The 17,350-nt window shown below is 70.6% G+C and carries 13 protein-coding genes; 4 read left to right on the forward strand and 9 right to left on the reverse strand.

Going from position 1 to position 17,350, the window contains the following annotated elements:
* Nucleotides 1–6: 6 nt before the first annotated feature.
* The 7 genes from HD596_RS53585 to pgsA form a co-directional block, all read right to left on the reverse strand.
* Nucleotides 7–1,695 carry an alkaline phosphatase D family protein gene (locus HD596_RS53585; protein WP_185077117.1) on the reverse strand — a complete coding sequence of 563 codons (1,689 nt, stop codon included), beginning with the start codon at nt 1,693–1,695 and terminating at the stop codon, nt 7–9.
* Nucleotides 1,696–1,912: 217 nt separating this feature from the next.
* A complete protein-coding gene (gene pdxS, locus HD596_RS53590) occupies nt 1,913–2,827 on the reverse strand; it encodes a pyridoxal 5'-phosphate synthase lyase subunit PdxS (RefSeq protein WP_148436737.1) in 915 nt (304 codons plus the stop codon).
* 115 nt (nt 2,828–2,942) lie between these two features.
* Nucleotides 2,943–3,962, reverse strand: coding sequence for a DUF3048 domain-containing protein (locus tag HD596_RS53595; protein WP_313046988.1), 1,020 nt, complete (start codon nt 3,960–3,962; stop codon nt 2,943–2,945).
* 61 nt (nt 3,963–4,023) lie between these two features.
* Nucleotides 4,024–4,566: a hypothetical protein gene (locus HD596_RS53600; RefSeq protein ID WP_185077118.1), complete on the reverse strand. Its 543-nt coding sequence runs from the start codon at nt 4,564–4,566 to the stop codon at nt 4,024–4,026.
* Nucleotides 4,563–5,693, reverse strand: a complete 1,131-nt coding sequence (locus HD596_RS53605; protein WP_185077119.1) for a glycosyltransferase family 4 protein — start codon at nt 5,691–5,693, stop codon at nt 4,563–4,565. The genes HD596_RS53600 and HD596_RS53605 overlap by 4 nt, the downstream gene beginning before the upstream one ends.
* Nucleotides 5,690–6,598, reverse strand: coding sequence for a phosphatidylinositol mannoside acyltransferase (locus tag HD596_RS53610; protein ID WP_185077120.1), 909 nt, complete (start codon nt 6,596–6,598; stop codon nt 5,690–5,692). Before HD596_RS53610 ends, HD596_RS53605 begins: the two co-directional genes overlap by 4 nt.
* On the reverse strand, nt 6,595–7,218 hold the full coding sequence (gene pgsA / locus HD596_RS53615; RefSeq protein ID WP_246555469.1) for a phosphatidylinositol phosphate synthase: 624 nt from the start codon (nt 7,216–7,218) through the stop codon (nt 6,595–6,597). The genes HD596_RS53610 and pgsA overlap by 4 nt, the downstream gene beginning before the upstream one ends.
* A gap of 145 nt (nt 7,219–7,363) precedes the next feature.
* On the opposite strand from pgsA, the gene HD596_RS53620 reads away from it, so the two are divergent.
* From HD596_RS53620 to HD596_RS53630, 3 genes are all read left to right on the forward strand, one after another.
* Nucleotides 7,364–9,505, forward strand: coding sequence for an elongation factor G-like protein EF-G2 (locus HD596_RS53620; protein ID WP_185077121.1), 2,142 nt, complete (start codon nt 7,364–7,366; stop codon nt 9,503–9,505).
* Between the two features lie 130 nt (nt 9,506–9,635).
* Nucleotides 9,636–11,207 carry a glycoside hydrolase family 10-like protein gene (locus tag HD596_RS53625; protein ID WP_185077122.1) on the forward strand — a complete coding sequence of 524 codons (1,572 nt, stop codon included), beginning with the start codon at nt 9,636–9,638 and terminating at the stop codon, nt 11,205–11,207.
* A gap of 587 nt (nt 11,208–11,794) precedes the next feature.
* Complete coding sequence (locus HD596_RS53630; protein ID WP_185077123.1) at nt 11,795–13,879, forward strand: hypothetical protein; 2,085 nt, start codon at nt 11,795–11,797, stop codon at nt 13,877–13,879.
* Between the two features lie 228 nt (nt 13,880–14,107).
* On the opposite strand, the gene HD596_RS53635 is transcribed toward HD596_RS53630, so the two are convergent.
* Nucleotides 14,108–14,638, reverse strand: coding sequence for an HIT family protein (locus tag HD596_RS53635; RefSeq protein ID WP_246555470.1), 531 nt, complete (start codon nt 14,636–14,638; stop codon nt 14,108–14,110).
* A gap of 76 nt (nt 14,639–14,714) precedes the next feature.
* On the opposite strand from HD596_RS53635, the gene HD596_RS53640 reads away from it, so the two are divergent.
* A complete protein-coding gene (locus HD596_RS53640; protein ID WP_185077125.1) occupies nt 14,715–15,305 on the forward strand; it encodes an Asp23/Gls24 family envelope stress response protein in 591 nt (196 codons plus the stop codon).
* A gap of 202 nt (nt 15,306–15,507) precedes the next feature.
* Here HD596_RS53640 and asnB read toward each other — a convergent pair whose 3' ends face one another.
* Nucleotides 15,508–17,322 carry an asparagine synthase (glutamine-hydrolyzing) gene (gene asnB, locus HD596_RS53645; RefSeq protein ID WP_185077126.1) on the reverse strand — a complete coding sequence of 605 codons (1,815 nt, stop codon included), beginning with the start codon at nt 17,320–17,322 and terminating at the stop codon, nt 15,508–15,510.
* Between the last annotated feature and the right edge of the window lie 28 nt (nt 17,323–17,350).

The raw sequence follows: 17,350 nt of genomic DNA on the forward strand, positions 1-17,350 counted from the left end.
CGATCGTCAGGGACGCTCGGTCTCCAGGCGGACCGTCTCCTCCACGGTCAGCTGCTGCTGGGCGCGCAGCGTCGGGTCCAGCGGCCGCAGGTACGTCTGCTGCACCCCCGGCACCCGGTCCTCCACGACGAACGTGGCCCGCGTGTAGACCTCGGCCCCCGGGGTCTGCACCTTCGGCACCACCCGGAAGTCCGCGGTCAGCTGGTCCCGCTCGATCTTCGTCAGCACGTAACCGCGCTGGTTGTTGTAGAACTTCAGGTGCGGGTTGATCGCCAGGAACGGGTGCGTGGACGGGTCGGAGTCCGCGCCGTCGCCGCCCGTCGAGATCGAGGTGGCCACCAGCTCGGAGCCCACCGACGGCCCGGTCGGGTCGTCGTAGTCCAGCTTGAGGTCGCTGGCCCAGTGGGCGTGCACGTCACCGGTCAGCACGACGGCGTTGCGCACCTTGGCGTCCACCCAGCCCTGGGTGATGCGCTGCCGGGAGGCGACGTAGCCGTCCCAGGCGTCCTGGCTGGTGATCTTGGCGGGGCCGGCGTTGTTGTCGCGCTGGGCGAAGAAGACCTGCTGGCCGATGATGTCCCACTGCGCGCGGGAGTGGTGGAAGCCGTCCAGCAGCCAGGACTCCTGCTCGTTCCCCGTGATCGAGCGCGCCGGGTCCACGGCGGCCGGGCAGTCGCGGTAGCCGTCGCCGCAGCCCTGGTCGTCGCGGTACTGGCGGGTGTCGAGCATGTGGAACATGGCCATCCGGCCCCACCGGATCCGCCGGTAGAGCTGCATGTCGATGCCGCGCGGGATGGAGGTGCGGCGCAGCGGCATGTTCTCGTAGTAGGCGCGGAAGGCGGCCTCGCGCCTGGCCAGGAAGTTCGGCTGGGGGACCTCGGGCTTCTCGGGGATCTCGTCGGCCCAGTTGTTGTCGACCTCGTGGTCGTCCCACACCACCAGCCACGGCGCGGCCGCGTGCGCGGCCTGCAGGTCGGGGTCGGCCTTGTACTGGGCGTGGCGCTGGCGGTAGTTGGCCAGCGTCTCGGTCTCGGGGCCCTCGTGGTCGCGGACGTTGCCGCCGGGGATGGTGTAGGTGTCCTTGGTGTACTCGTACTGGTAGTCGCCCAGGTGCAGGACGAGGTCCGGGTTGTCCTCGGCCAGCCGGCGGTACGAGGTGAAGTAGCCGTGCTCGTACTGGGCGCACGAGACGAACGCCATGGCCAGCGAGCTGCCGTACGAGAGCGGGTGCGGCGCGGTGCGGGCACGCCCGACCGGCGAGACGTACTTGCCGACGCGGAAGCGGTACCAGTACTCGCGGTCGGAGCTCAGCCGGTCCACCTCGACGTGCACGCTGTGGCCCCACTCGGGCGTGGCCACGCTCACACCGGAGCGGACGACGCGGCGGCAGCGCTCGTCGGCGTACACCTGCCACTGCACCGGGAACGGCCGCTGCGGCATGCCGCCGAACCCGTCCTCGGCCAGCGGCTCCTGGGCGAGCCTGGTCCACAGGACGAAGCCCTCGTGGTCGGGGTCGCCGGAGGCGACGCCGAGCGTGAAGGGGTCGGTACGCAGCTCGCGCGAGGCCGCCTCGACAGCGGGATCGGTGCCCGGATCAGCGCCAGGATCGGCGAGGGCGGCGGTCGCGGGGATGGTCACGGCGGCGCCCGCCGCTAACCCTGTGACCAGAAAGTGCCGGCGGTTCAGCTTGGACACGAGACGCTCCTGTGACGATCAAGGGTGAGGGGGACGCCAGGTAGCTTTACTGAAGATCATGACTACATGGTGAACGCCACACAACACCGAAAAGGCGACATCCTTCGCGGATGCCGCCTTTTCTGGCGATTTTCATCGTCACGCTGTGGTGTGCCCCCGCCTGCCGTACGTGATCATGTCACACGGGCGGGCCGGACGACCTGCAGCGACGCGCCGCCTACCAGCCGCGCTCGGCCAGGCGGTGCGGCTGCGGGATCTCGTCGACGTTGATGCCGACCATGGCCTCGCCCAGGCCGCGCGAGACCTTGGCGATGACGTCGGGGTCGTCGTAGAAGGTCGTGGCCTTGACGATGGCCGCGGCGCGCTTGGCCGGGTCGCCCGACTTGAAGATGCCCGAGCCCACGAACACGCCCTCGGCCCCGAGCTGCATCATCATCGCGGCGTCGGCCGGGGTGGCGATGCCGCCCGCGGTGAACAGCACGACCGGCAGCTTGCCGGTCTTGGCGACCTCGACGACCAGCTCGTACGGGGCCTGCAGCTCCTTGGCCGCGACGTAGAGCTCGTCCTCGGGCAGCGAGGTGAGGCGCTTGATCTCGGCGCGGATCGTGCGCATGTGGGTGACGGCGTTGGACACGTCGCCGGTGCCGGCCTCGCCCTTGGAGCGGATCATGGCCGCGCCCTCGGTGATGCGGCGCATGGCCTCGCCCAGGTTGGTGGCCCCGCACACGAACGGCACGGTGAACTGCCACTTGTCGATGTGGTTGGCGTAGTCGGCCGGGGTCAGCACCTCCGACTCGTCCACGTAGTCGACGCCGAGCGCCTGCAGGACCCTGGCCTCGACGAAGTGGCCGATGCGGGCCTTGGCCATCACGGGGATCGACACGGCGCTGATGATGCCGTCGATCATGTCGGGGTCGCTCATCCTGGACACCCCGCCCTGGGCGCGGATGTCGGCGGGCACGCGCTCGAGGGCCATGACGGCCACCGCGCCGGCGTCTTCGGCGATCTTGGCCTGCTCGGGGGTGACGACGTCCATGATGACGCCGCCCTTGAGCATCTCGGCCATGCCGCGCTTGACACGGGCGGTTCCGGTGACGGGGGTGCTTTCAGGCGTGCTGGTCGACACGGTCATCCTCACGGCTCTCACGGCTATCAGTAAGTTATCAACCCCATGGTAGGTCCTGATGGACCCCTCCCCCGACATGCCAAGATGTCAGGATTTATCGCCATACTTGGACATAAAGGCGCTAGGGGATGACGGGTTTGCGGCTGGCGAGCGCCACCCAGACCTGGCCGGGCGCGAAGTTCATCGGCTCGCCGCTCTCCGTGGTGAACGTCGTACCGGTGTCCTCGGATTCCCGCTCCCAGTTCGCCTTGTACGCCTTGCCGTCGCGCAGCACGATCGCCTTGCCCTTGCCCGTGGTGTGCACGAGCGGCGTGTAGCTCTGGTTCTTGTCGTGGAACTCCGAGCGCTCGGTCTTGGTGTACTGGATGACGATCGTGGGCGCGCCGAGCTGGCCGCCCTCGGCCGCCATGTCCTTCTTGCCGTCCTGCCAGATCAGCCACTGCTCCTTCTCCGCCGACCAGGCGAAGGTGAAGCGCGCCGCGGGCCACTTGACGGTGTACGACTTCTTGTCCACGCCGCCCTCCGCCGGGGCCTCGCCGAAGGTGAAGCCGATGTCCTTGGCCTTGCTCGCCTTGGGGGCCTTGGCCAGGAGGTCCTTGGTGTTGGCGAAGAGGTTGTACGGGGCGAAGCGGCCCGGCTGGCGGAAGTATGCGCCGGGGTTGCGCGTGTCGCCGACGTCGAACAGCGACGCCTTGGCCACGAACGGCAGCATCTTGGTCTGCACGCCCGAGTAGGCGAAGGCCGGCTTGCCGAACTGCGGCGTGATGTGCAGGTCGGAGATGCGGGCGCTGCGGACGGGGCCAACCTTCGCCGGCAGCTTGGAGGAGAAGATCGCCATGAGCCGGGTCAGGCCCGCCTCGACCTGCTCGATGTAGACGATGTCCGCGCTCTTGAGCCCGAGCTGCGGCTTGCCCGCCGCGGTGTTCTCGATCTTCACCGCGAGCACCGGCTTCAGGCCGTCATACGGCTTGCCGGTGAACGGGTGACCCTCGGGCGCCTCGGTGGGCTCCTCGCTGGGCGCCGCCGTGGCGGCCTGGGGCGCCTTACCCGGGGCGGGCTCCTCCGAGGAGGAGCAGGCCGCGACGGGCAGCAGCACCGCCGCGCCGGCCAGTGTGACCGTGATCATCCGGGGTAGCCGCACGTGAACACTCCTCGCTTCAGCCCGAAAACCGGATGAAGCTTACTGGCTTCCCCAAATTAGGTCATTCGGTTGCCATAGCCGCAGGCGGATTGTCATCAATTTCGAAGAATTCTGGATATTCGGTATGCCCCGCCAGGCGGAGGGTTCTGGCCAGCCAGCGCCGCTGCGCCGTCCGCGTGACCGCAACCGCATTGTTGTAGAAGCGGCGCGAGTAGACGACCTTGGCCACCGCCGTGTCGAGCTCGTCCAGCAGGTCGCCGCCCCCGGGCGACTCCGCCAGCTTCTCCCTGAAGCGCTCCTGGTCCACGACCGCGCGCAGGGTGCGCGACAGGTCGCTCTCGGCGTGCTCGCGCTCCTCCGGCCCCGCCGTCCTGGCCTCGTGCGCCGCGGCGGCCAGCACCAGGGAGGTCGCGGGGTCGAGCAGGCGCGAGCCGGCCAGCTCCAGCACCACCGCCCTGCGCCGCATCAGCGCGGCGTCCAGCGACTCCTGGGCCAGCTCCAGCCGGATGTGCAGGCGGTCGAGCCGGCCCGCGCGCCAGGAGATGTAGACGGCCGTGAGCACGACGACGATGCCCACGACCAGCACGATGATGGTGGATGTCACAGATCTTCCTCCACGCGCCCCGCCCCGCTCGTGGCGACCGTCTCGTAGACGCGTACGACGTCCCGCGCGACCGTCGACCAGTCGTACTTCCGCACCGCCACCAGCGCCTCGGCGGCCAGCTTGGCCCGCCGCTCGGGGGCGTCGAGCAGCGCGGCGGCCTCGCGCGCCAGCGAGCCGGCGTCGCCGTTGGCGAACAGCGCGCCCGCCTGCCCCTCGCCCAGCACCCTGCGGAAGGCCGGGATGTCGCTGGCCAGCACCGTCGCGCCGGAGGCCATGGCCTCGGCCAGCACGATGCCGAAGCTCTCCCCGCGCGTGTTGGGCGCGCAGAACACGTCGACCGAGTGGTAGGCGCGGATCTTGTCGGCCTCGCTCACCATGCCCAGCACGGTCACCCGGTCGTGGAACTCCTTCGGCACCCGCTCGTAGACGTCCTTGGCGTCGCCGGGGCCGGCCAGGAGCAGCTTCAGGCCGGGCCGCTCGGCCGCGAGGGTCCTGAACGCGTCGAGCAGGATCGGCAGGCCCTTGCGCTCCTCGTCCATCCGGCCGAGGAAGCCGATCGTGGCGCCGTCGGGCCCCCAGCCGTCGAGCGGCTCGGCCTCGGTGTAGCGGGAGACGGTGACGCCGTTGGGGATCAGCACGGCGTCGCCGCCGAACTGCTCGACCAGGCTCTTCCGGGCCGCGTCGGAGACCGCGATGCGGCCCATCAGCTTCTCCAGCGCGCTGCGCAGCAACGGCTCGGCCACCGCGATGGCCCGCGAGCGCGTGAACGACGCGTGGAACGTGGCCACGATCGGCCCCCTGGCCGCCCAGCAGGCCAGCACGCCCAGGCTCGGGATCAGCGGCTCGTGGATGTGCAGGACGTCGAACCCGCCCGTACGCACCCAGCGCCGCACCCGCGCGGCCGACAGGAAGCCGAACGACATCCTGGCCACCGACCCGTTGTAGGGCACCGGCACCGCCCGGCCCGCGCCCGTCACGTACGGGGGCAGCTCGTCGTCGTCGGCCGCCGGCGCGATCACCGACACGTCGTGCCCCTGCGCGATCAGCGCCTGGGCCAGGTCGTCGATGTGCTGCTTGACCCCGCCCGGCATGTCCCAGGAGTAGGGGCAGACGATGCCGATCCTCATCGCGCGAGGTCTTCCAGCCAGAGCCGCTGCAACATGTGCCAGTCCTCCGGGTGCTCGGAGATGCCCTTCTCGAACACGTCGGTCAGCCCCTGCGCCACCGCCGCGACCTTCTCCTGCCGGGTGCCCTCGGCCGGGACCGGGACCTCCTCGTGGATGTGGATGCCCCAGTCGTCGCCCACGTTGTAGACGATGGCCGGCAGCAGCGCGGCCCCCGTCTGCACGGCCAGCAGCGGCGGCCCGGCGGGGACCTTGGTGGTCGCGCCGAAGAAGCGCACCTCGACGCCGCCCTTGGTCAGGTCGCGCTCGGCGGGCAGGCACACGACGCCGCCCTTGCGCACGCGGGTGGCCAGCGTGCCGAAGTTGTGCCCGTCGCCGCCGGTCAGCGGCAGCACCTCCATGCCGAGCCCCTCGCGGAAGGCCACGTACCGGCGGAACAGCGACTCCGGCTTGAGCCGCTCGGCCACGGTCGTGAACGGGTGGCCCACGCCGACCAGCCACGCCCCCGCCTGGTCCCAGTTGCCCATGTGGGGCAGCGCCAGCACCACGCCCCGCCCGGCCGCCACGTTGGAGTGGACGTGCTCGGCCCCGATGACGTGGCTGCGCCGCACGATCTCCTCGACGCTCATCGACGGCAGCCGGAAGATCTCGTGGAAGTAGCGGAAGTACGAGCGCATGCCGGCCCTGCTGAGCTCGCGCAGCTCGCGGCTGCCCGCGTCGAGCCCGGTCACCCTGGCCAGGTTGGACTCCAGGCGGCGCACGGACTTGCCCCGCCTGCTCCAGACCCGGTCGGCCAGGAAGCGGAAGACCGCGGCCGTCGGGCGCTCGGGCAGCAGCGGCACGAGCTTCCAGCCCGCCGCGAACCCCGCGGCCACGACCCGATCGCCGAAGGACGTCTTGTCGCTCATCTCTCCCTCGTCTGCCGGTGGACGGCCACCACGCGTTGCCCCACGGTGACCACGCTGGCCGCGGCGAGCAGCCACATGCCCGCAGGAAGAATGTACGGAACGCCGAGCCCGGCGAAACAGGTCGCGACGAGCGCGACGACCAGCCGCTCGGGCCGCTCGGCCAGCCCCACGTCGGCCGTGAGCCCGAGCCCCTCCGCCCTGGCCTTGGCGTACGACACCAGGGAGCCCGCGATCAGGCACACCAGCGTCACGGCCGCCATGAGCGTGTCGTGCCTGGAGATGAAGTAGAGGATCAGGCCGGCGAAGATGGCCGCGTCGGCCACCCGGTCGAACGTCGAGTCGAGGAACGCGCCCCAGGTGGAGCCGCCCTTTCCGCCGAGCCGCGCCACCACGCCGTCGAGCAGGTCGAACAGCACGAAGACGGTGATCACGAGAGCGCCCCAGGTCAGCTGACCCAGGGGGAAGAAGAGCAGGGCGGACACGACCGTGCCGAGGGTGCCGATCGCCGTGACGGCGTTCGGGCCGATCCCGCGGCCGACGAGGGCCCTGCCCAGCGGGGTGAGTATCCGGGTCATGGCCGGGCGCAGGAGTTTGAGCATCGCGGTCCGATCGTAGGCCATGGAACGCCTGACAACTTTCTTTGCCCCACCCCCCTTGTGATATCCGCCACAGGGGTATTTGGTGAACACACCGCGTCCATGCGGTTTCCAGACACCCTCCGCTGGGGCGCGGTCGTTGGAACATCCGGCGACGTGGGAGGCTGTTGTGGCAGAGAAGAACACCGGTGGCACTGCGGGAGCCGCGGGCAGGGCACCCACGGCCGACAGGGCGGATGCGATACGCAATGTCGTGCTGGTCGGCCACTCAGGAGCGGGTAAGACGACCCTCGTCGAGCAGCTGCTGGCCGCGACCGGCACCGTCCAGCGCGCCGGCCGCGTGGAGGACGGCAACACGGTCAGCGACTTCGACGAGGTGGAGGTCCGTCAGCAGCGCTCGGTCAACCTCGCCGTGGCACCGCTGGTGCACAACGGTATCAAGATCAACCTTCTGGACACCCCCGGTTACGCCGATTTCGTGGGCGACCTGCGCGCGGGGCTGCGCGCGGCGGACGCCGCGCTGTTCGTGGTCTCCGCCTCCGAGGGGATCGACGGGCTCACCCAGATGTTGTGGGAGGAGTGCGCCCAGGTCGGCATGCCGCGGGCGGTGGTGATCACCAAGATCGACCACCAGCGGGCCGACTTCGACGAGGTCCTCACGACGTGCCAGGACGTCTTCGGCGACGGCGTCGCGCCCCTTTACCTGCCCGTCATCACCAACGGCCACGTCAACGGCCTGATCGGGCTGCTGTCACAGAAGTTCTACAACTACGCCACGGGCACCCGCACGGAGAAGGAGCCCGGTGCGGACTACGCGGCGCAGATCGAGGAGCGCCGCGGCGAGCTGATCGAGGGCATCATCCAGGAGAGCGAAGACGAATCGCTCATGGAGCGCTATCTCGAAGGCGAGCCCATCGACACCAAGATCCTGGTGGAGGACCTGGAGAAGGCCGTCGCCCGCGGCAGCTTCTACCCGGTGCTGTGCAGCGGGCTCGGCGTCGGCGCGCAGGAGATCCTCGAGATCATGACCCAGGGCTTCCCGTCGCCCCTCGAACACCCGCTGCCCGAGATCACCGACCTGTCCGGCAAGCCGGTCAAGGGCATCGCCTGCGACCCCGACGGCCCGCTCGTGGCCGAGGTCGTCAAGACCACCAGCGACCCGTACGTGGGCCGCATCAGCCTCGTACGCGTCTTCTCGGGCACCCTGCGCCCCGACATGACCGTGCACGTGTCCGGGCACGGCCTGGCCGACCGCGGGCACGAGGACCACGACGTGGACGAGCGCATCGGCACCCTGACCTGCCCGCTGGGCAAGCAGCAGCGCCCGGCGGCCAAGGGCGTCGCGGGCGACATCGTCGCGGTGGCCAAGCTGTCGCGGGCCGAGACCGGCGACACGCTGTCGGAGGTCGACCAGCCGCTCCTGATGACCGCCTGGGCCATGCCCGACCCGCTCCTGCCGGTGGCGATCAGGGCCAAGTCGAAGGCCGACGAGGACAAGCTGTCGCAGGCCCTGGCCCGGCTGGTGGCCGAGGACCCGACGCTGCGGCTGGAGAACAACGCCGAGACCCGGCAGCTCGTCCTGTGGTGCATGGGCGAGGCGCACACCGACGTGCTGCTCGACCGCCTGTCCAAGCGCCACGGCGTCGAGGTGGAGCGGGTCGAGCTGCGGGTGCCGCTGCGCGAGACGTTCGGCGGCAAGTGCCAGGCGATGGGCCGCAACGTCAAGCAGACCGGCGGCCACGGCCAGTACGCGATCTGCCACCTCGAGGTCGAGCCGCTGCCGTCCGGCGGCGGGTTCGAGTTCGTGGACAAGATCGTGGGCGGCGTGGTGCCGCGGCAGTTCATCCCGTCGGTGGAGAAGGGCGTGCGGGCCCAGATGGAGCGGGGCGTCGTGGCCGGCTACCCGATGGTGGACGTGCGCGTCACCCTGTACGACGGCAAGGCGCACTCGGTCGACTCCTCCGACATGGCCTTCCAGATCGCCGGCCAGCTCGCGCTGAAGGAGGCCGCGGCGAAGGTGCCGACGCTGCTGCTGGAGCCGGTGGACGAGCTGTCGGTGCTGGTCGCCGACGACTACGTGGGGTCGGTGATGTCCGACCTGTCGTCGCGGCGCGGGCGGGTGCTCGGCACGGAGCCCGTCGGCACGGGACGTACGCTGGTCAAGGCCGAGGTACCGGAGCTGGAGATCACCCGGTACGCCATCGACCTGAGGTCCATGTCACACGGCACCGGGACGTTCCAGCGGTCCTTCCTGCGCTACGAGCCCCTTCCGCCGAACCTCGCGAGCAAGGTGGCCGCCACCACGGACTGAGCTCTGGACGAGCCGGGAGGGCCTTGCTCCCTCCCGGCCCAGCGGTTTACTTTTGTCACAGAAGTATCACGAGTCGATTTCTTTTTTTCGTACCGAGCATGCCGGAGCAACTGCCACACTGGGTGGCATTATGCGAACTGGACGCCCACTCCTAGCCGCTGCCGCTCTCGCGGTCGTCACCACCTCCGCCGCCTACGTCTTCGGCCCCGGAGCCGGAGAGAGCCCAGCAGCGACCAAGAAGAAGGCGGCCGTCGCCGCCGCGCCCGACGCACCCGCCGCGGCCTGCAAGGCCGACGCCCGCTATCCCAAGCGTGAGCTGCGCGGGGTGTGGATCGCCACCACCCAGAACATCGACTGGCCCTCCAAGGCCGGGCTCTCGCCCGACCGGCAGCGGGCCGAGTACGTGAAGATCCTCGACGGCGCCGCCAAGCGCAACCTCAACGCCGTCTTCGTCCAGGTCCGCCCGGCCTCCGACGCGCTGTACAAGTCGTCGCTGGAGCCCTGGACCCAGTATCTGACGGGCACGGCCGGCAAGGACCCCGGCTGGGATCCGCTGCCGTTCCTCATCGACGAGGCCCACAAGCGCGGCATGGAGTTCCACGCCTGGTTCAACCCGTACCGCGCCTCCTACGGCGACAGCGCCGCCAAGCTGCCGGCCGGCCATCCGGCTCGCAAACACCCCGACTGGACGATCAAGTACGGCGGCCGCCTCTACTACAACCCCGGCCTGCCCGCCGTCCGCGACCACGTGACCAAGGTCATCACGGACGTGGTGTCCCGTTACGACATCGACGGGGTGCACTTCGACGACTACTTCTACCCGTATCCGGCGGCGGGGCAGAAGTTCGACGACGGGGCGGCGTTCGCGAAGTACGGCGACGGCAAGAAGCTCGCCGCCTGGCGGCGCGACAACGTCAACACGCTCGTCGCCCAGGTGGACAAGGCCGTCCACGACACCAAGGGGTACGTCAAGTTCGGGATCAGCCCCTTCGGCATCTGGCGCAACAAGTCGAACGACCCGACCGGCTCGGACACTTCGGGCATGTCCGCGTACGACTCGATTTATGCGGATGCGCGCGCCTGGATCAAGGCGGGCACCGTCGACTACGTGCTCCCGCAGCTCTACTGGCCGCGCGGCCACAAGCTGGCCGACTACAACACGCTGGCGGCCTGGTGGTCCGACGAGGTCAAGGGCACGGACGTGCAGCTGTACATCGGCCAGGGGCTCTACCGGGTGGGCGCCAAGGACGACCGGGCCTGGACCAAGCCGGGCGAGCTGGCCGCCGAGGTGGGCGTCAACCGGGACCACAAGCAGGTGAAGGGCGAGGTCTACTTCAGCGCCAAGAACCTGCTGGCCAACCCGCTCGGGTCCGTGGACCGCGTCGCCAAGAACCACTACGCCCGCCCCGCGCTGCTGCCCTTGATCAAGGAACTCGGCGGCTCCGCCCCTCCCGCCCCCGCCGGCCTCAAGGCCACCGGCACCCAGCTGTCCTGGAAGCCGTCCGAGGGGGCGCGGGCGTACGCGGTGTACCAGGTGCCGAAGTCCGGCAAGGACTGCCACGGGACTGACGCCCGCAACCTGCTCGCCGTCGTGACGAGCCCGTCGTTCGCGGCCGCGCCGGACGGGACCTACGCGATCACGGCCGTGGACCGCCTCGGCCACGAAAGCAAGCCCACCAGGATCAAGACCCCCGCCCCCTAAGGCCCCCCGCTCCACCGGGCCCGCCTCACGCGGCGCGGCCCGGCACCACACCGGGCCCGGCATCACGCGGTCCACATCACACCGCGCCCGGCGCCACATCGGGCCCGGCACCACGCGGCGCCCGCACCACACCCAGGCCCCCATCACATCGCGCGGGCATCAAATCGAAAGCGCCGCCCCACGGCCCACAGCACACCAGGCCACACACCCGGGCCCGCGCCACGTTGGGAGCGCGCCACACCGGATGCTCGCCAGGCCCAAGGAGGTGCCACGCCGAATGTGCGCCATGCCGGGGAGGTGTCACGCCGGGGGTGCCACGCCGATGCGCGACGTGCCGCTGGGGACGCCCACAAACACCGCCCCTCCGGCACCACCCCAACTGCGCCGCAACGGCGAAACGCCCTACGGCGGAGTCCGGCGCAACGCGTACGGCGCCCAGCCGCCCCACCACAACCGCCCAGAACACCGAACAAAACCAACGCACGTGATACACGCAGCCCATGAGAGGGTAGTCGGGTCCGGTGGCGCCGGAACATGACCTTGCTCTACCGTGCCACGGAACCATTCGATCACGGAAGGTCATCGGGATGAGGCGCGCGCTAGTCGTGCTGGCCGTGCTGGTCGGGCAGGCCCTGCTCGGCCAGGGACTGTTCACCGGCCCGGCCCAGGCCACGAAAGACGCGAGCGCGGGCCGAGTCGCGCTCATCGGCGTGTCCGGCCTGCACTGGAACGACATCACCCAGGCGGACTCCCCCAACCTGTGGGAGCTGGCCAGGTCCAGCGCGATCGGCTCGCTGTCCGTACGTACCGTCGGCGGCGTGACCTGCCCCTACGACGGCTGGCTGACCGTGTCGGCGGGCACCAGGTCGGCGGCCGGGTACAGCTGCGGCGCGCCCCCCATGCCCGAGCAGCAGGGCGCGGGCGCCGTCATCCCCGACTACCGCTACCTCACCGACGTGGCCGGGCAGCGCAACGCGGGCACGCTGGGCGAGTCGCTCAAGGCCGCCGGGCAGTGCTCGATCGCCATCGGCCCCGGCGCCGCGCTGGGCCTGGCCGACCGGCAGGGCGCGGTCCAGCAGTACCGCTCCTCCCCGCTCCAGGTCCGCACGCCCGACCTCGAACGGTGCCGGATGATCGCCATGGACGTGGACGACCTCGTCCGCCCCTACTTGACCAGCGGCAAGCTGCCCAAGGTGCCCGACCAGCTCAGCGCCGCCGAGCGGCGTGACGCGCTGCGACTGGCCGACGCCAAGGCGGGCGCGCTGCTGTCGATCCTGCCCGCCGACACGACGGTGCTGCTCGCGGGCCTGTCCGACCACGGCTCCGTACCCCACCTGCGGGTGGCCGCGCTGCGCGAGCCCGGCGCGCAGGGCCACCTGCTCGGCGCGGCCTCCACCCGCCGCGAGGACATCTCGATCCTGCCCGACCTGACCTCCACCATCCTGACCAAGCTCGGGGTGCCGGTCCCGAGCACCGTGGTGGGTGTCCCGCTGCAGGTCGGCGGGCTGGGCGCGACGTTCGAACGGCTCCAGCGGGCCGACGCGACCGCGCAGGCCGTCCGCTCGATCAAGGGCATCTACTTCACGGTCGTGGCCGTGCTGCAGGTGCTGTTCTACGCAGTCGCGTTCCTGCTGCTGCGCCGCCGCAAGGGCCTGGCACCGGTACGTTTCGCGGCCGTCGCGCTCGCCGCCCTGCCCGTCTCCAGCTACCTGGTCAACCTGCTGCCCTGGTCGAGCCTGCCGCAGCTGGTGGCCGGGGTGCTCGGGTGGGCGGCGGTCGTCACGGCGGTGGCGTTCGCGGGGCCGTGGCGGCGCCGGCCGCTGGGCCCGCTGGCGGTGGTGGCCGGCATCACCGCGCTCACGCTGGCGGGCGACCTGCTGACCGGTACGACGTTGCAGCTCAACAGCATCATGGGTTACAGCGCGGACGTCGGGGCCCGCTACTACGGCCTGGGGAACATCCCGTTCGCGCTCCTGGCCACCGGCACCCTGCTGGCCACCACGGTGATCGCGCACCGGTGGCCGGGCAAGGTGGGGCTGGCCGCGATCGTGGTGCTGGGGACGTTCGCGATGGTGCTCGGCGGTTCCGGGATGGGCAGCGACTTCGGCGGCGTGATCGCGTTCGTGCCGGGCATCGCGGTGACCGCGCTGCTGCTGGCGGGCAAGCGGGTCTCGCTGGTGAAGCTGGGCGCGTTCCTGGTGGCCGGCGGGTTGATCGTGATGACGTTCGCCTGGCTCAACTACCTGAAGCCGCCGGACGAGCAGACGCACCTGGGCCGGTTCGTGGGGCAGGTGCTGAGCGGGGAGGCGTTCGACGTCATCCTGCGCAAGCTGCAGGCCATGCTGGCCACCCTCCTCAGCCCCAACCTCATGCCGATCGTGATCGCGGCCGCCGCGTTCCTCATCTACGCCATCCTGCGGCCCGAGCAGGCGTCGGCCGGGGTGGTGCCGGCCGCGTTCGAGCACTCCCCCGCGCTGCGCGCCGGGCTGATCGGCACGCTCGTGAGCGGCGTGGTCGGGATGCTCGTCAACGACTCGGGCGCGGCCGTGCTGTCCATGGCCCTGGCGCTGGCCGTACCCCTGCTGCTGGCCACCGGCATCGGCGCGCTGCGACGCGACCGCGAGCCGGTCGGCGGGCCTGCGTCGTCGGACTTAGCGATCGCGACGAAGTAGCGCCCTCCCGGTCGCGGCCCCGCCGGAGTAACACCCTCGGACGCGGCCCTGGCGAAGTGACGCCCTCGGACACGGCCCCACCCGAGTAACCCCCTCGGACGCGGCGCCGCCGGTGAGACGCCGCCCCGCAAGCCGGCACGCGGCTGAACGGCGCCGCCTCCCGGGGGCGTCCTGCGGGCGTGGGGGCCCTGCCTGGGGCGGCTTGGCCCCGGCGGGTCGGTCGGTGGGTCAGTCCCAGGCGTCGGCGAGCAGCTGGCGGGTGTCGCGGAGCAGTTGCGGCAGGACCTTGGTCTGGGCCACGACCGGCATGAAGTTCGTGTCGCCACCCCACCTGGGCACCACGTGCTGGTGCAGGTGGGCGGCGATGCCGGCGCCGGCCACGTGGCCGAGGTTCATGCCGACGTTGAACCCCTGCGCCCCGCTGGCCTTGCGCAGCGCGCGCAGCGACTTCTGCGTGAACTCCCCCAGCTCGACCAGCTCGGCAGGCACCAGCTCGTCGTAGTCGGACACGTGCCGGTAGGGGACCACCATCAGGTGGCCGGAGTTGTACGGGTACAGGTTGAGCACGGCGTAGACCGTCTCGCCCCGGGCGACGATCAGGCCGTCCTCGTCGCTCATCTTGGGGATCGCGTCGAACGGGCACCCGTCATCGGGGCCGGTGCCCGTCGGTTTGTTCTCGCCCTTGATGTAGGCCATGCGATGCGGGGTCCACAGACGCTGGAAGTTGTCGGGGGACCCTGCCCCTGCCTGATCGTGCATACCTAGCAGCATAGGACCACGGACAAACGGCCCGCTCGTCCGGCACAATGCCAAGCATCGCCTACAGGAGGCCGCGATGAGTGACGCTTTAGCCGAGCACGACTTAGCCGAGCACGACTCCCTGCCGACCGTCCACTCCACCCCTTCCGCCGACACCTCCGACCCGGCCACGGGCCCCGCTCCCGACCCGGTCGAAGACGTGAGCTCAGCGCCCACCGGCCTGCCGCCCTCGGAGGCGCCTTCCTTCGGCGCCGTCGTCAAGGGCCGGATCAAGGTCGCCGACGAGGTGGTCGAGAAGGTCGCCGCCCTGGCGGCCCTCGAGGTGACCGGGGTCGCCGACCTGGGCGGCGATCTGGCGCGGGCCTTCGAGTCCGTACGCGACCGCATCGGCATCGGCTCCCGGCGCGCCAACCAGGGGGTCAGCGCGCAGATCCAGGACCGTACGGTGGCCGTGAGCGTGACCATCGTGGTGGAGTACGGGCACGTGGTGATGGAGGTCGCCTCCGAGGTCAAGACGAACGTGGCCAGGAACGTCAGCCACATGCTCGGGATGCGGGTCGCGGAGGTCAACGTGACGGTCGACGACGTCCGCCTGCCAGGCGAGCCCCGCCGTCCCCACCACGACACCTCCGACGACGACGGCGACGGCCTCGGGGCCCGGGTTTGACGTAGCGCAGGGCTCGTGGAGGCGTAGAACTCCACAGGCCGGCAGCGAACGCACGCCCGCCACGGGGCCGGCTCATGGACGGGAGCGCGGCGTGCGGGGATCGGCCCGTTCCTCCAGGCGGCCGCCACCTGGCGGGCTGATGGTCATGACGGTGCTGAGGGTGTCCAGGTGGAGGCGGTGTCGTCGGACGCCCGGTCCGCCCCTACAGCTCCAGCCGGACGCCGTAGTCGGTCAGCCAGACGTTCAGGTCCAGGGCCAGCTCCAGGCCGTACCGGGTCATCGTGGTGGTCACCTTCTCGGGCGGGGCCGTGACGGCCTCACGGACGACGTCCGGGTCGAGCAGCGGCAGCACCGGGGCCTCCTTGTCGCTGGCGACCTCCCGCAGCGCCGCGCGGAGCGCCTGCTCGTAGCCCACGTCCTGGGTCACCGGGTACGGGGCCTTGACGCGGCGCAGGATCGGCTCGGGCAGCAGGTCGGCCCCGGCCGCACGCAGCAAGCTCTTCTCCCTGCCGTCGAACGTCTTCATGGACCAGGGGGTGTTGAAGACGTACTCGACCAGGCGGTGGTCGCAGAACGGCACCCGCACCTCCAGCCCGACGGCCATGCTCATCCGGTCCTTGCGGTCGAGCAGGAAGGGCAGGAAGCGGGTGAGGTGCAGGTAGCAGATCTCGCGCATGCGCCGCTCGCGCTCGTCCTGCCCGTCCAGGTGGGGCACCTCGCCCAGCGCCGTACGGTAGCCGTCGGCCGTGTAGGCGTCCATGTCGAGCCGCCGTCTCAGCGACTTGTCCAGGATGTCGGTCGGCTGCTGCTCGCGCATCACCATGGCCAGCCACGGGAAGGTGTCGGCCTGGACCGCCTGTGGCAGGTGGAACCAGGCGTACCCGCCGAACACCTCGTCGGCGGACTCACCCGACAGCGCCACCGTGGAGTGCTCGCGGATCGCGCGGAACAGCATGTAGAGCGATGAGTTCATGTCGCCGACGAAGTGGGGCACGTCCCAGGCACGCACGACGGCGGCGCGCAGCCCCGGATCGGCCAGCTCGTCCGGCCCGAGGACGATGTCGGTGTGGTCGGAGCCGACGTACGCGGCCAGCATCCGCACGAACGGCGCGTCCGGGTCGCCGCGCAGCTCGTCGGCCTGGAAGTTCTCCGCGTAACCCGCGTAGTCCACGGCGAACGAGCGGATCCGCCCGTGCTTGCTGGCCAGCGCGGTGACGATGCTGGAGTCGAGGCCGCCGGACAGCAGGCTGCAGAGCGGGACATCGGAGACGAGCTGCCTGCTGACGATGTCTTCGAGCAGCTCGCGCACCGTGCGTACGGTGGTGTCGAGGTCGTCGGTGTGCTCGCGGGCGTCCAGCGCCCAGTAGCGGCGCAGCAGGGTGCCCTGTCTGCTGACGCGCAGCAGGTGGCCCGGAGGCAGCTCGTACATGCCCTTGTAGACCGGCCGTTGCCGGAGGCTCGCCAGGCTGAGGAGCTGGCGCAGGCCCTCGAGGTCCACCACGGGCGGGGCCAGCGGATTGGCCAGGATCGCCTTGGGCTCGGAGCCGAACAGCACGCCGTTGGGGAGGGGGTAGTAGTAGAGGGGCTTGATGCCCATGCGGTCGCGGATCAGGAGGAGTTCCTGGGTGCGCTCGTCCCAGAGAGCGAAGGCGTACATGCCGTTGAGCCGGTCGGCGACGGCCTCACCCCACTCCAGGTAGCCGCGCAGCACGACCTCGGTGTCGCTCCTGGTACGGAAACGGTGGCCCTTGGCGGCCAGCTCGGCGCGCAGCTCACCGAAGTTGTAGACCTCGCCGCTGTAGGTGATGACGGCCGACCCCTCGGCCGTCATGGGCATGTGGCCGCCTTCGATGTCGATGACGGCGAGCCTGCGGTTGCCGAGCGCGGCGTGCCGGCCGAGGTGGAGGCCCTGATCGTCGGGGCCCCGGCAGCTCATGGTCTCGGTCATGGCGACGGCGGTGGCGCGCTCGCCGGTCAGGTCACGGTCGAAGTCCACCCATCCGGCAATGCCGCACATGCGCGGGTCCTCTCAGACGATGTCCTGG

Origin of the sequence: Nonomuraea jabiensis (genome assembly GCF_014204795.1) — a bacterium.
Classification (GTDB): domain Bacteria; phylum Actinomycetota; class Actinomycetes; order Streptosporangiales; family Streptosporangiaceae; genus Nonomuraea; species Nonomuraea jabiensis.

Coding starts and splice junctions, on each gene's coding strand:
- HD596_RS53635 (WP_246555470.1), bottom strand. CDS start 14,638: ATGCACGATCAGGCAGGGGCAGGGTCCCCCGACAACTTCCAGCGTCTG.
- HD596_RS53605 (WP_185077119.1), bottom strand. CDS start 5,693: ATGAGGATCGGCATCGTCTGCCCCTACTCCTGGGACATGCCGGGCGGG.
- HD596_RS53610 (WP_185077120.1), bottom strand. CDS start 6,598: ATGAGCGACAAGACGTCCTTCGGCGATCGGGTCGTGGCCGCGGGGTTC.
- pgsA (WP_246555469.1), bottom strand. CDS start 7,218: ATGGCCTACGATCGGACCGCGATGCTCAAACTCCTGCGCCCGGCCATG.
- asnB (WP_185077126.1), bottom strand. CDS start 17,322: ATGTGCGGCATTGCCGGATGGGTGGACTTCGACCGTGACCTGACCGGC.
- HD596_RS53640 (WP_185077125.1), top strand. CDS start 14,715: ATGAGTGACGCTTTAGCCGAGCACGACTTAGCCGAGCACGACTCCCTG.
- pdxS (WP_148436737.1), bottom strand. CDS start 2,827: ATGACCGTGTCGACCAGCACGCCTGAAAGCACCCCCGTCACCGGAACC.
- HD596_RS53630 (WP_185077123.1), top strand. CDS start 11,795: ATGAGGCGCGCGCTAGTCGTGCTGGCCGTGCTGGTCGGGCAGGCCCTG.
- HD596_RS53625 (WP_185077122.1), top strand. CDS start 9,636: ATGCGAACTGGACGCCCACTCCTAGCCGCTGCCGCTCTCGCGGTCGTC.